12 protein-coding genes are annotated in these 13,575 nt (G+C 35.5%); 9 read left to right on the forward strand and 3 right to left on the reverse strand.

All coding sequences use genetic code 11. The features are described 5' to 3' along the window. Positions 1–17 precede the first annotated feature (17 nt). The 7 genes from ACODST_RS08000 to ACODST_RS08030 all read left to right on the forward strand — a co-directional run bounded on the left by ACODST_RS08000 (position 18) and on the right by ACODST_RS08030 (position 4,169). Entirely contained in the window at positions 18–734 is a 717-nt protein-coding gene (locus tag ACODST_RS08000) for a hypothetical protein (RefSeq protein ID WP_488931593.1), read from the forward strand. Positions 735–869: 135 nt separating this feature from the next. Then, the gene (locus ACODST_RS08005) at positions 870–1,574 is read left to right on the forward strand and encodes a hypothetical protein (protein WP_488931594.1); all 705 of its coding nucleotides are present in this window, start codon (positions 870–872) and stop codon (positions 1,572–1,574) included. A 143-nt stretch (positions 1,575–1,717) separates the two neighbouring features. Further along, the gene (locus tag ACODST_RS08010) at positions 1,718–2,224 is read left to right on the forward strand and encodes a Crp/Fnr family transcriptional regulator (protein WP_488931595.1); all 507 of its coding nucleotides are present in this window, start codon (positions 1,718–1,720) and stop codon (positions 2,222–2,224) included. 59 nt (positions 2,225–2,283) lie between these two features. Continuing rightward, positions 2,284–2,829 carry a DinB family protein gene (locus ACODST_RS08015; protein WP_488931596.1) on the forward strand — a complete coding sequence of 182 codons (546 nt, stop codon included), beginning with the start codon at positions 2,284–2,286 and terminating at the stop codon, positions 2,827–2,829. Further along, complete coding sequence (locus ACODST_RS08020; RefSeq protein ID WP_488931597.1) at positions 2,826–3,227, forward strand: hypothetical protein; 402 nt, start codon at positions 2,826–2,828, stop codon at positions 3,225–3,227. The genes ACODST_RS08015 and ACODST_RS08020 overlap by 4 nt, the downstream gene beginning before the upstream one ends. A gap of 54 nt (positions 3,228–3,281) precedes the next feature. Continuing rightward, positions 3,282–3,893, forward strand: coding sequence for a hypothetical protein (locus ACODST_RS08025; RefSeq protein ID WP_488931598.1), 612 nt, complete (start codon positions 3,282–3,284; stop codon positions 3,891–3,893). A gap of 102 nt (positions 3,894–3,995) precedes the next feature. Further along, entirely contained in the window at positions 3,996–4,169 is a 174-nt protein-coding gene (locus tag ACODST_RS08030; protein WP_488931599.1) for a hypothetical protein, read from the forward strand. A gap of 531 nt (positions 4,170–4,700) precedes the next feature. Here ACODST_RS08030 and ACODST_RS08035 read toward each other — a convergent pair. Next, on the reverse strand, positions 4,701–6,320 hold the full coding sequence (locus ACODST_RS08035; protein WP_488931600.1) for an ABC-F family ATP-binding cassette domain-containing protein: 1,620 nt from the start codon (positions 6,318–6,320) through the stop codon (positions 4,701–4,703). Between the two features lie 256 nt (positions 6,321–6,576). Here ACODST_RS08035 and ACODST_RS08040 point away from each other — a divergent pair, with 256 nt between their 5' ends. Beyond that, the gene (locus ACODST_RS08040; protein WP_488931601.1) at positions 6,577–6,861 is read left to right on the forward strand and encodes a virulence RhuM family protein; all 285 of its coding nucleotides are present in this window, start codon (positions 6,577–6,579) and stop codon (positions 6,859–6,861) included. Continuing rightward, positions 6,818–7,570: a RhuM family protein gene (rhuM, locus tag ACODST_RS08045; RefSeq protein WP_488931602.1), complete on the forward strand. Its 753-nt coding sequence runs from the start codon at positions 6,818–6,820 to the stop codon at positions 7,568–7,570. Before ACODST_RS08040 ends, rhuM begins: the two co-directional genes overlap by 44 nt. Before the next feature lie 77 nt (positions 7,571–7,647). Here the strand turns inward: rhuM and ACODST_RS08050 are convergent, their stop codons facing one another. Both ACODST_RS08050 and chiA read right to left on the reverse strand, forming a co-directional pair. Next, positions 7,648–8,421 (reverse strand): TlpA family protein disulfide reductase, encoded by a 774-nt coding sequence (locus tag ACODST_RS08050; RefSeq protein WP_488931603.1) that lies wholly within the window; start codon positions 8,419–8,421, stop codon positions 7,648–7,650. A gap of 405 nt (positions 8,422–8,826) precedes the next feature. Next, positions 8,827–13,560, reverse strand: a complete 4,734-nt coding sequence (chiA, locus tag ACODST_RS08055) for a T9SS-translocated chitinase ChiA (protein ID WP_488931604.1) — start codon at positions 13,558–13,560, stop codon at positions 8,827–8,829. Between the last annotated feature and the right edge of the window lie 15 nt (positions 13,561–13,575).

Raw genomic sequence — 13,575 nt, forward strand, 5'->3', positions numbered from 1 at the left:
CATTACATCAGTTAGAAATGAATCACAACTTAATCGAAAATGTCAGACTTGCAATCCATCCTAAATTTCAGGATTGGGTTTTATTTCAAAATGGCAGTTACATTGTTTTTAACAATACTGATACAATTAAAGACATAAGAAAAGAAGCCATGAAAATTATGTCTGAATATGGTCCTGTTTATATCGGATCTCCCGCCGGAGATTTTGGAGTTATCACTCTTAAAAAGTCGAAAGGATGGTCAATATCCGGGCATTATTACGGAATGTACACCTACGTTCATCCATCCGAACTGGATACAGCGGTTGTCAATGAACACGAAATAGGTTTACTGGGTCGTTCCAAAAGAGATTTAGATGGCCAAAATCCGGTCATTTTATATGTTAACAGAAAAAATATTGAAATAAAATTAATAGCGGGCTTCGTAGGTTTAAAAAACGTGAAACTCCCATTCGTATGGGCAGTGAACAATTTCAATCCAAAATTAATTTTAAAAGAAGCCTCTTTTGAACACAGAGGCAGTTTTTGGAGTAAAACGGAATACTATGAGAATATTCAAAAAATTGATATCTATCTGGCCTACGGAACCACTAACATTGAAATCACCAAAACAAATTCTATATTTACTTTTGTCGGAAACACAAACAATGATTTGGAACTAAGGAAATGTTTAGTGTTTTTTCATGAAAAAAATGGTGTTCTGACACAAAAGGCTTTAGACTTCATGCATCAGTAGTTTTTCTCAGTTGTGAGAAGTTATCTGACGCTGCATAAATATTCCCAAACGCAAACCAATTTATGGCTTATTGCTAAAACTTATTTACTTTAGATATCAAAAAACGATCTTCTATTATTAATCCGTCAGCTCTGTATGAAAAAAAATCTCTTCACTCTCCTCCTGCTTATCTGTTTAAAAAGTTTTGGCCAGACTGCCGTTGTAAAACTAAAAAATCCTGTATATCCGGGAAAAGAAGCTTCCCATCCATTACAATTTGAATTTAACGGACAGCATTTTGGAGAAAAAGATACCTTAATCCAAATCAGAGTAAATACATCCGGTTTTGACTCGTGCAAGGTTGTCGCTGAAAATTATACGCTTGATTTTTTAACGAAATTTAAAGCTAACGAAGTGTACGAAATACAACAGGGCTGCTGTTGTGCCGACTTTACCTTAGAAGCGGAAAAGAATCCTAAACGAGGAACAGTACTGTTTCAAAATAAAACTAAAACAGACCGGGGCTTTTTACTAAACGAAACTCAGACAGATACTGTTGCGGCGGGTAAAAAGAAGGTGTTTTTTGCCATAGAATCGGCGATGTGTTATTTTAAACCCTGCGAAATTATGATCACGGATACGGAATATCTTTCTGAAAAATATGACTATAACCATTCAGCCGAATATAAAGCTTTGGCCGAAGAACAAAAAACGCATATCCTGGATTCTAAATGGTTTCATTTTTTACATGGAGAAAAAATAGAAGTCACCTTAAATCCTGTTTCGAACAAAATTGACCTAAAATTAAATGGTTATTTAACGGAGAAAGAACACAAAAGCTTTTTTGATGGTAAAGACTGATATTGTAATCACTTGTTCTAAAAACAGCAGATAATCAATACAAAAACAATAAAAAAATCTAAATTGCTGTTCAAAAACATTCTTTTGTACAATCGTTTTTTGAACAGAAAGCCTATTTTAGTAAAACCAAAACCAAACAGCTGATGAAAGAAATTGTCGGGCTCTCTGAAAAAACAATTACGTTAAACCGAAATGAATTTCTAAAAGTAAAAGGCAGTATCGATACTAATATTTATTTTGTGGAAAGCGGGAGTTTAAGGATTTTTGTTTTAGATGATTACGAGGAACAAACAATACGACTGGGATATAAAGACAATCTGATTGTTTCCCTGGATTCTTTTTTAACCGGCAAACCCTCGGATTTATTTATTCAGGCCTTAAAAAAGACGGTTTTAAAAGTAATCACCAAAACACAAATAGAAAATTTCTTAAAAATAGAAAATAATCGAAATTTATGGACTGCTATATTAGAGAATCTGGTGGTTCAGCAGCTCGATCGTGAAATTGACATATTAACGAATTCTCCTAAGGAGCGGTATGAAAGGGTCTTAAAGAGAAGTCCGCAGCTTTTTCAGGAAATTCCAAATAAACATATTGCCAATTATCTAAGAATGAGTCCTGAAACTTTATCCCGATTAAAAAAATCTTGATTTCAATCAAGAAGTATTAAAAGGAGTTTTTGGAGTTTTGCATAAAAAAACAGAACACTATGCAATCAGAACCATTACTGCAATCGCTTATTGAACAGACCAGACAAATTATTAATGAAGCGGAAAAGCTGAAAAATAAGGATTTACATTTCCTGACGTGGAAAGAGAATCCGGTTTCCTGGAGTATCCTGGAATGTCTGGAACATTTAAATTTATACGGTGATTTTTATCTGCCGCAGCTGAAACATAAAATCGAAAATTCAGATACTAAAGCGGAAACGGAATTTAAAAGCGGAATTTTAGGCGATTATTTTGCCAAAAGCATGCTGCCGGAAAAACAGAATAAAATGAAAACTTTTAAAAGTAAAAATCCGTTAAATGCGAAACTGGACAAAAGTGTAATCGACCGTTTTATCAATCAGCAGCTGCAATTGCTGGATTTACTGAACGAGTCCCGAAATGTCAGTTTAAACAAAATCAAAATAGAAACGTCTATTTCGAGTCTGATAAAAATAAAACTGGGCGATACTTTTCGTTTTTATATCAATCATATGATACGACACCTGGATCAGATTGACAGGATTAAAAATGCTTTCGAAAGATGAAAAAAATAATAAAATGGTCTGCCGAAAAACCGCTCTATCTTTTCTTTCTGGACGGTTGTGGTGCCCTGCTGACTTTTGTCTTACTTTTTGGGGTGCTCAGGAATTTTTATGAGTTTATCGGACTGCCGGAAAAGTTTTTTGAATACCTTTCTTTTATTGCTGTGCTTTTTTCTGTTTACTCCTTTGGCTGTTTTGCTGCAGCACCGCATAACTGGAAACTTTTTTTAAGAATCATCTGCACTGCCAATATATTGTACTGTATTCTTACTTTGGCTGTTGTTATGTATTACTATGAAAGCATTTCTATATTGGGAATCATTTACTTTTTAGTAGAAATAGTGGTTATATCGGGGCTTGTGTTTCTTGAAATTAAAACCATGAAAAAAAGTTTCTTATAAAATTTAAACCTTACTTTAGTAAAATATTTAGCAGAACTCCTGATCAAAAATGCCATGAAAAACACTTTTATGATTTTTACTTTTTGGGTATTTGTTTTTTCTTTTTCTCAAACTGAAAAAGATCTAAAATTCATTCCCTTAACGGCAATTGACAAGATTGACAGCGCTGAAAAGGTTTTAAAACTTCGAAAAGAAAGTGACTTAAACAACAGTTTATTTTTTATTGCTGACTGGAAAGACAAAACTAATCTGGTCCAAAAAGCCTTGTTTTATAAACGGGACAAAAGCTTCATTGTTTTTTATTTACCCAATGAAGATGAAACTTTCAGCTCTTTTGAGTTATCTGCAGACAGCAGGTTTATTACTTACATCACGGCTTCTCAATTTGGAGGCAGGGACCATTTCGAGGCAAAATCCCATTTTCAAATAATTGATTTGAATAATCTAACTGTCTTATCGATTAACCGCTCTTTTAAAACTGAAGAATGGGAAGAGGAAAAACCGTTGATTGTTTCAAAATGTGAGTGTGAACTGATTTTAAACAGTACTATTCTTTCGGTAAAAAAACAAAATACCAAAAACCTGAATTATAAAACCTATTTTGAAGCAAACTGTATTTCGGGCGGAAAATACAAAATAGAAAAGGGGAGTTTAATAAAACTCTAATGTTTTTCCATCTCCAAATCCTAAAACTTTTTCTCAAAATTCTATAAGTTTTTTTGCTGATTCGTGAAGTAATTTTAAGTATCAATTTAAAATATCAGAATCATGCAAAATAAAATACTACGATTGTTAATGGTATTGGTAATACTGTTTTCATTTACAAGCTGTGAACTCGTTGGAGACATTTTTAAAGCCGGAATGGGATTCGGGATTTTTATCGTGATATTTATTATTGCGATTATTGTCTGGATTTTCGCGAAAATGTTCGGCAGTAAATAATGGGAAATAAAGAATAAAAAAAATCCAAATTCCAATTTTTAAAGCAGGGATTGTTTTTTTGCCACGAATTACACAGATTAACGCAAATTTAATTCGTGGAAATTCGTGCAATTGGTGGCTATATTTTTTAAAAGCAAAAAAATCCCAAATTCCAATTTTTAAAGCGGGATCTTTTTTTGTCACGAATTACACAAATTAACGCAAATTTAATTCGTGGAAATTCGTGCAATTGGCGGCTATATTTTTTAAAAACATAGAAACATAGCTTCCTGAACTTAAAAAAAGACGTTTCACTTTTCTCTGAAACATAGATAGCTATGCGAGAGAAATGTATTTCTCTTTTGTAGTCTTTATTTACTCGACATATTACACTAAAACCTATGTTTCTATGTGTTTAAAACCAGGCTCAAATCAAAAAATCCCAAATTCCAAATAAACCTGGAGTTTGGGATTTTTATTTATTTAAAACTTTGACAAAGCTGTAAAGTCAAAGATTGGAATTTGGAATTTCAATTATTGGAATTTCAAAAATTAAAGATTGTACATCTTCTTTCTCTGCTCCTGGATTTTTTCATCATCCAGATATTCGTCAAATGTCATGTAACGATCGATAACTCCGTTTGGAGTCAATTCTACGATTCTGTTACCCACAGTCTGCGCGAACTCGTGGTCATGCGTGGTGAAAATCACAGAACCTTTAAAGTTTTTCAATGAGTTGTTGAAAGCTGTAATAGACTCCAGATCCAAGTGGTTGGTTGGCTCATCAAGCATTAAAACATTCGCACGCTCCATCATCATTCTGGACAACATACAACGTACTTTTTCTCCTCCGGATAAAACTCTGGATGTTTTAAGAGCTTCTTCTCCTGAGAAAATCATTTTTCCTAAGAAACCTCTAATAAATACCTCATCACGCTCTTCTTCTGTTTTAGCATACTGACGTAACCAGTCTACTAAAGTTAAGTCGTTTTCGAAATATTTATGGTTTTCAGCTGGTAAATAGGCTTGGTTTGTTGTAATTCCCCAATCGAAACTTCCGGAATCTGCTTTTTGTTCTCCGTTTAGGATTTCGTAGAAAGCAGTTGTTGCACGAGAATCTTTGGAGAAAAGAACGATTTTATCGCCTTTCGCCATATTCAGATCCACATCTTTAAATAAAACTTCTCCGTCTACAGATGCAGAAAGGTTTTCTACATTTAAAATCTGATCTCCGGCTTCACGGTCCTGATCGAAGATAATCGCAGGATAACGACGGCTGGATGGTTTGATTTCGGCAATATTCAGTTTTGAAATCATTTTTTTACGGGAAGTAGCTTGTTTCGATTTCGCCACGTTGGCACTAAAACGACGAATAAATTCTTCCAGCTCCTGTTTCTTCTCTTCTGCTTTTTTGTTTTGCTGTGCACGCTGTTTGGCCGCTAACTGGCTGGACTCGTACCAGAATGTATAGTTTCCTGAGTAATGATTGATTTTTCCGAAATCAATATCAGAAATATGGGTACAAACCGCATCTAAAAAGTGACGGTCGTGAGATACTACAATTACTGTATTTTCATAGTTTGCCAGGAAGTTTTCTAACCAGGCAATGGTCTCGAAATCCAGATCGTTGGTAGGCTCATCCATAATAAGCAAATCAGGATTTCCGAAAAGTGCCTGTGCCAAAAGCACACGTACTTTCATTTTTCCTTCCATGTCACTCATTAAAGTATAATGATCTGCTTCTGTGATTCCTAAGTTAGACAACATAGCTGCAGCATCAGAATCGGCGTTCCAACCGTTCATTTCTTCAAACTGAACCTGAAGCTCCCCTATTCTATCGGCATTGGCATCGTTATAATCTAAATAAAGTTCATCCATTTCTTTTTTAACAGCATACAGCACTTTATTTCCCATTAAAACGGTTTCTAAAACGGTATGTTCGTCGAACATGTTGTGGTTCTGGTTTAAAACCGACATACGTTTTCCCGGCTCTAAATGGATGTGACCAGAAGTTGGATCAATATCGCCTGAAATTACTTTTAAGAAAGTAGATTTTCCTGCTCCGTTTGCTCCAATTACGCCGTAAATATTTCCGTGGGTAAACGTAGTATTTACTTCGTCAAATAAAACTCTTTTACCAAACTGAACTGATAAATTATTGACTGTTAACATGAATGTCTTTTTTATTAATTTGGTGCAAAAGTAGTGAAAAAGGTTCTAAGTTGCAAAGATGCTAAGGCACTAAGGTTTTTATATAAACGAGTATTTTTCCCGCAGAGGTGCAGAGGTTCGAAAAAGGAAGCCAGGCAGAAAATAAAACCATATAAGTCATATAAGTTCGTTTAAAAGAAAACTTAAATATTCTTATATGACTTATATGGTTTAAAATTACAATTTACTTATCTTCACTTCTTATTTTACTTGAATTATGCAGGCGCCAATATTATTATATCAAACTTCTGAAGTGAACATTAATATTGAAGTTACTTTTTTAGATGAAAATTTTTGGCTTTCGCAAAAAGCTATGGCTTTATTGTTTGGAGTTGAATCTCATACGATAACATATCATTTAAAAGAAATTTATAAAAGCCTGGAATTAGATTCTTATTCAACTACTCGAAAAATTCGAGCAGTTCAAATCGAAGGAAAAAGAGAAGTCAGCAGAGAAATTGATTTTTATAATCTTGATGCAATTATTGCAGTTGGTTATTAGGGTAAATTCTAAACAAGCTACTCAGTTTAGAATTTGGGCCACTAAAACCTTAAGAGAGTTTATCATAAAAGGTTTTGTTTTGAATGATGAAATGCTTAAAAATGGGAAAGCTTTTGGGAAAGATTATTTTGAAGAGTTACTAGAACGCATTTGTGAAATCAGAGCTTCGGAAAGACGTTTTTATCAAAAAATCACCGACATCTATGCCCTTTCTGCTAATTATGAAAAAGATAGTACAGAGACTAAAGCTTTTTTCACAACCGTTCAAAATAAACTCCATTGGGCAATCACAGGTAAAACCGCAGCAGAAATTATTTATACGGAAGCAGATGCAGCCAAAATTTATATGGGACTTTCGACCTGGAAAGATGCTCCAGATGGCAAAATTCAAAAAAGCGATGTTAGTGTTGCTAAAAATTATTTAAATCAAGCCCATCTTCAGGAACTAAACCGGATTGTTTCTGCATACTTAGATTTGGCAGAAAACTATGCTAAAAGACAAATCATAATGCAAATGGAAGACTGGACGGTTTTTCTGAATAACTTTTTACAACTTTCCAGTTATCCAATATTAGCAGACAAAAGAAAAATATCTTTTCTGGAAGCAAAAATTAAAGCTGAGATGGAATTTGACAAATACCGAATCATTCAAGACAAGGAATATTTATCGGATTTTGATAAGGAAATTATGAAATTTAAAAAAGAATAATTTCTAACCATATAAGTAAATAAGTTCATTTAAACTAAACTTATAATCTCTTCTATGAACTTTATATGGCAAAAAAACTACAATTTGCTTTCTTTGTCCAAAGCCGCTTCAAGGCTTTCGAAATTAGAGACTACTTTTTTAATTATTCCTTCTTTATCTAAAATAAAATGAGTCGGAAAAGCATTTAAATCCAGTTTTTCATTCATATATTCTTTCATGTTTGGAATAACGGAATACGAAAGTGGTTTTCTTGCCAGAAATGGTTTTAACTGTTCCGGAGTGTCTTCGGCAAGGCTTATAAAAAGAATATCTTTTCGGTCTTTGTATTTTGAAAACAAAGCGTTTACCTGGGGAAATTCTTTGATGCAGGCTGCACAATGAATGTACCAGCATTTAATTACGATGATTTTACCTTTCATCGATGTATTTGAAATTATATTCCCGTCTAAGTCTTTAAAAGAAAAATCCGGAAAAGGTTTTCCTTCCATTTCGTAATTTTTTAAAACATCAAAAGCCTGCTGATTAATTGTTGCTTTTATACTGGTATCTGAATTGGGAAGAATTTTAAAGAGCTTATAATAATAAACTGAATCTGCTGATTTTAATCGGATCGGGATAAAATTTTCGTTTACCAGAATATTCAAAAATGCTTTTTTTGAGATTTCTTTTGAAGATTCATCAAGAGCAGTAAAATCTCCGGAAAGCATAATGTTACTGTTTTGATAAGACCACCAGTCCATAAATTTACTTTGAATTTTCACCGGATCAACTTCTGGTTTTCCGTATTCAGTCTGACCTGAACAAGAAGTAAAAAATATAAAGGTAACTGCAATGCTGATAATTTTTTTCATGAAGTTTTATACGATAATCCTGAAAGTCAAAAGTACTTAAAATAGTTGGGAACCTCAACCGAATTATGAAGATATGGTACGCGGATGATACGGATTCGCTAAGGCGAAAACACGGATTGCAACAGATTTTGTTTAAATCTGTATAAAAAATCAAGTGGAAAATCGGTGCAAATCCCTGTCATCCTCGTGCTTTTTGAATTATTAAGTCCGCTAAGCAGAAGTCATAAAAAAAAACCCGGCAATAAAATTGCCGGGTTCATAATGCGCTACGTGAGGCAAAAACCAAATAACAAATTACCTCAGTTCACAGCATTTGTTCGAAATAAAAATAGTTAAAACATAAATAACCAAACTCAATTTTAACCGTCCCAATTTTTTATTTCTAAGTTGTCAGTCATCGTAATCTTAATTTAAAAAGTTCATTACTTTGAATGATTTTTTATTTCCTGACTTGTCTGTCACCACTACTAAAAACAATTGTTTAGCAGCGAAACTGTTATTATAAAGCAGGACTTCTTTATTATTCTGTATATTTCTGTGGCTTACTAAATTTTGCCCCAGAACATTAAATACATCAACCTGAGCGATCTCTTCGTTTTCATTGGTAACCGATAAGGCATTGTTTTTAAAATACGCTATCGTGGCATTGTTTTTTGAAGAAATAGCATCCAGTGCCAGCGTTTTGGCTGCTGACTGTGATGCAAAATAAGCAGCATAGGCTTTAGACAATTCAGATGAATTACCGCAGGAAGAAGCATCCCAGTTTACAGACCAGGTCATTAATCCTCTTAAAGAAGGATAGGGCCCGCCTGGCTGCATAGTATAGGTTCTTCCGGAAAAAGTAGTTCCGGTTCTTAAATAATGCATGGCGTTAATTCCTTCTGTAGGCGTTAAATAACCGCTTCCGGCTGCACTTGGACAAGCTGGTAAGGCAATCAAAACTTTTGAGGCTGGTAAACCATCAAAATGCATTCCTGTTGAAGCAATATTATACCCTTTTATTATCATATCTGTCAGGGCAGTTACCATGTTTGATTTCTTAGCGGTACCATAATACTGCCCGTCTAATCCGTTTTCTCCTCCTGTGTTATACAATTGTACTGCTAACAAATCCAGTTCGTTACGTAAGTTTTGAATGATTGGCAGGAAGGAACCGAAAGTGTCCGTATAGGTAGTATACCCTCCTTGTACATATTGTGTTTCCGGAGCTGCTGTTAATAAAAATCCAGGGCCATAATACGCTTTTAATTCTTTGAAAGCATCTACTACGTTTTTTAATCTTGGATAAGCAGAAATACCCGCATAAGAAATATCTCTTAAACCTCCTGCACTAAAATTCATTGATCCGCCTTCAAAATCAATATCAACTCCATCAAATTGATATTCATCGATAATGGCTTTTAGACCATTAACAAAAATATTTTTCTGAGTAACATTCTCTAAAACAACATGACCGTTTTGACCTCCTATAGAAACAATAACAGGAACACCGCTGTCTCTTAAAGATTTTATATCATTTTTCAACAATTGCTTATTGAAAACACCATTTGTCAAATATCTGGTATCGTTGGTAGTTAATATTGGCGTATAACCATCACGATTAACGGTTTCTACGAAAGCATAGTCGACTACATTAAACTTACTTCCCACCATTTGAGAGAAATATAAAAATGGAGCACCTGCATTTTCCCAGGAATGTGCATATCCTAAAATAACCTTAGATGGCAGCGGAATGAATCTGTTAGTACCTACTGTGGCAATTTTAATAGTATTGTTTAATGTAGTTACAGCAGCTTTATTATCGGTTGCTTTAATTACAACCGGATAATCCTGATAAGCCGATGGTGTAAAATTATAGGTATAGGTATTATTGGTACCGGCTGTCATATTAAATGTGCCGCCATTGATTGTAATAGTAACACCTGAAACCGATCCGTCGCTGTCCACAGCCGTAACCGAAATTGGCACCACCTGAAAAGAACTTTGGTACACAGTAGTATTTGATGGCGAATTCCAGGTAATTACAGGTAATGTATTAGGACAATTTGCACCTGAACAAGTTAATGTAAAACTATACGTTTTTGATTCTGTTGTTCCGTTTGATGCCGTAGCCGTAACAGTTAAAGTATGACTAGCCGAAAATTGATTTGCTGCGGGTGTCCAAACCGATGTATAAGTTCCTGAAGAATTAGTCGCACTTATGGTTTGTCCGTCTAAACTAAATACCACAGATGATATTGTTGTAGCATCTGATGCACTTAATCCAACAGTAGCAGCAAAATTAATCGCTGATCCTAAATTTATAGCAATCGTCGAAGCTGTTGGCGCTGTAATAGTAACCACCGGTTTGGTCGTAACCACCGCCTGTCTGTTAAAATTATAAACTGTTGGGGTTGTTGGAACAGCAAAGTTGGTTAAGTTATTCGGATAATACGTTACTTCTCCATTTTCCCATGAATTCAGTTTTAAACTTAAAATTTGTGTATAACCTGCTACAACTGAATTATCGAAAGTGTAATTTCCGGATGCATCTGTTGTTGCCAGAACACTTTTCCAGTTGTGGGTGTTATCTGTCCATGGTAAAACGATTTCTACTTTGGCACCAGCCACCGGAGTCGTTCCGTTTTTAACGGTTCCACTGATTAAATTGGCCTGAACCTGTGCCAATTTTGCAGCAGCACTGGTATTAAAATTGTATACCGTTGGTGTAGAAGGCACAGCAAAATTGGCCAGATTGTTTGGATAATAATTTATTTCTCCGTTTTGCCAGGTATTCAGTTTCAAACTTGTGATTTGAGTATAACCGTCTGTAACCGAATTATCAAAGCTGTATTTTCCCTGCGAATCAGTTGTCGCTAAAACGCTTTTCCAGTTGTGTGTGTTATCTGTCCACGGTAAAACAATTTCTACTTTGGCACCAGCAACCGGAGTTGTTCCGTTTTTAACGGTTCCGCTGATTTTGCTTGTAGTCACCACAACATCCTGAGTAAAGTTTAATGTTTTATTCGCATTTAAATTAGAATAAACGGTAGATGCCGGCGTAAAAGTCTGTCCTGTTAAAGCCGCAGTCACTGTATAATTCCCGCCGGAAGCTAATGTAAGCGAATAAGTTCCGGTTGAACTAGTTGTTGCCGTCACATTTCCTGCTGTAGAAGCTGCTGTAATGGTAACGCCGGAAACCGGAGTTGTTCCGTTAAGAACTGTTCCGCTTACGGTATACGTTACAATTGCTGGACCCTGTGTAAAATTCAACGTTTTGTTGGCATCAATTGCATTGTAAACGGTTGAAGCCGGAGTATAGGAGAAGCCCGTTTTGGCGGCAGTAACCGTATAATTTAATCCTGCTGTTAAACCTGCAACGCTGTAAACCCCGCTTGCATTTGAAACGGCTGTTAAAGTTGAGCTTCCGGAAACTGCAGAAACGGTTACACCGGAAACCGGAGTGCTTCCGTTAAGAATTGTTCCGCTTACCGTATAAGTTGGCTGTGTTCCGTTTATAACAACTGCTGTCTGGTTGACCGTTACATTTGTTAAAGTTACCGGAGTAAAACTATAAGTCGCTTTTACAGCTGTAAGTGTATAGTTTTGTCCCGAAGTCAGATTATTGAACGCAAAATTTCCTGTAGCTGAAGTAACGGTCTGAAGCACCACATTAGCTGCATTACGTAATTCAACCGTAACATTGGTAACTAATGCTGATCCATTTTTAACCGAACCTGAAATATTTACGGTACCTGGTACAACACTTCCAAATGAAGTATCAACCTGATTTAATAATGAATTAGGAATAGCACCTCTGGTATCCTGAGATAATTCCCAAATCATACCTCCTGCTAAATTTCTTGATTTAATATACTGTACTTTTAAGTCCATTGACTGTTTATCTTCGTAAGAGATAAATTCTTTTGTAACAGCATTATATAAATAAGGTACTTTGGTAGTGTTATCAAAATAGCGTACCCATCCTGCAGAAGCTGCGCTTGCCGTAACCTGCATTGTATTTGGATCTAAGTAAGCATGTGAATTGGTAACGGGATTTCCGACTAAATCACAAATTTCGATACTTCCTGATTTTTCACAAGCTCCGGAACCATCCCATGTTCCTGTTGGGTTTTGCGGATTTGTACATCCGGGAACTATATATCTTGGTGCTGCAGCAAATAATCCGTTTGTTGAATTTGTGGCAACGTTATCGAATTTCTTTCCATAAAAAGGTAATCCCATGATTAATTTATTTGCCGGGAAACCAATTACATTTAGATATTGACTAGTCAGTTCATCCAGTGATTCAGATTGTGTGGCACCATACAAAGGATCATTTGGGTTTCCGCTGGCATACAAAGGGGCATTGTAACAGGTTTTATCGTACCAGTTACCGCCAAAATCATATCCGAAATAAGTAATATAATCGCAATAAGTCGAAATATCCTCTGTCATTCCGTACTGCGCTCTGTTATTAGGTCCTAAATATTGCTGTGCTACTTTGCGGACATTATTTCCGGCCGCAATCGTAACCAGTTTATTAGGCATGGCCTGACGCATGGCTTTTAATAAAAGCACTAAGTTTTTGTTGTCGTCAGGACTGTATTTTTGAGGAGGTACCGGCATTCCGTTTACAATTTCAGTTCCGTCAGTTCCGCCCGAAAGAGGATATTCCCAGTCGATGTCGAAACCATCAATAAACGGATAAGTTGTAATGAAATTTGCCATATCTGCTGCTAAAGCTGCCCTTGCCACCGGACTTGCGGCAATTGGGGAAAGGTCCTGACCTTTTGTCCAGCCTCCAACAGAGATTAAAACTTTTAAATGAGGATACTTTTCCTTAAGTTTCATTAAGTCATAAAAGTTTCCTTTTACCGGAGCATCCCACGGAATGCCGCCTTCCATATGCTCAAAATCGGCATAGGTATCCAGACATTTTAATTTTGTATTCTCAGGATGGGCAGGATCATAGGTGGTCCCATAAAAAGAATAATTCAAATGCGTCAATTTACTTCCATCAATTTTCGGGACATTAAAATCCCGGGCATAGATAGACCATTGTGCATAATACCCCACTACTTTTTTACCGTGGGCAGGTTGTGCCAACGCCAGTAAGGGAAACAGTAACAAAAAGAGCAATCTGTAATAATGTTTCATAATTAATAAATATTG

Source organism: Flavobacterium sp. FG19, from assembly GCF_057809475.1.

Coding starts and splice junctions, on each gene's coding strand:
- ACODST_RS08000 (WP_488931593.1), top strand. CDS start 18: ATGAATCACAACTTAATCGAAAATGTCAGACTTGCAATCCATCCTAAA.
- ACODST_RS08005 (WP_488931594.1), top strand. CDS start 870: ATGAAAAAAAATCTCTTCACTCTCCTCCTGCTTATCTGTTTAAAAAGT.
- ACODST_RS08010 (WP_488931595.1), top strand. CDS start 1,718: ATGAAAGAAATTGTCGGGCTCTCTGAAAAAACAATTACGTTAAACCGA.
- ACODST_RS08015 (WP_488931596.1), top strand. CDS start 2,284: ATGCAATCAGAACCATTACTGCAATCGCTTATTGAACAGACCAGACAA.
- ACODST_RS08020 (WP_488931597.1), top strand. CDS start 2,826: ATGAAAAAAATAATAAAATGGTCTGCCGAAAAACCGCTCTATCTTTTC.
- ACODST_RS08025 (WP_488931598.1), top strand. CDS start 3,282: ATGAAAAACACTTTTATGATTTTTACTTTTTGGGTATTTGTTTTTTCT.
- ACODST_RS08030 (WP_488931599.1), top strand. CDS start 3,996: ATGCAAAATAAAATACTACGATTGTTAATGGTATTGGTAATACTGTTT.
- ACODST_RS08035 (WP_488931600.1), bottom strand. CDS start 6,320: ATGTTAACAGTCAATAATTTATCAGTTCAGTTTGGTAAAAGAGTTTTA.
- ACODST_RS08040 (WP_488931601.1), top strand. CDS start 6,577: ATGCAGGCGCCAATATTATTATATCAAACTTCTGAAGTGAACATTAAT.
- ACODST_RS08050 (WP_488931603.1), bottom strand. CDS start 8,421: ATGAAAAAAATTATCAGCATTGCAGTTACCTTTATATTTTTTACTTCT.
- chiA (WP_488931604.1), bottom strand. CDS start 13,560: ATGAAACATTATTACAGATTGCTCTTTTTGTTACTGTTTCCCTTACTG.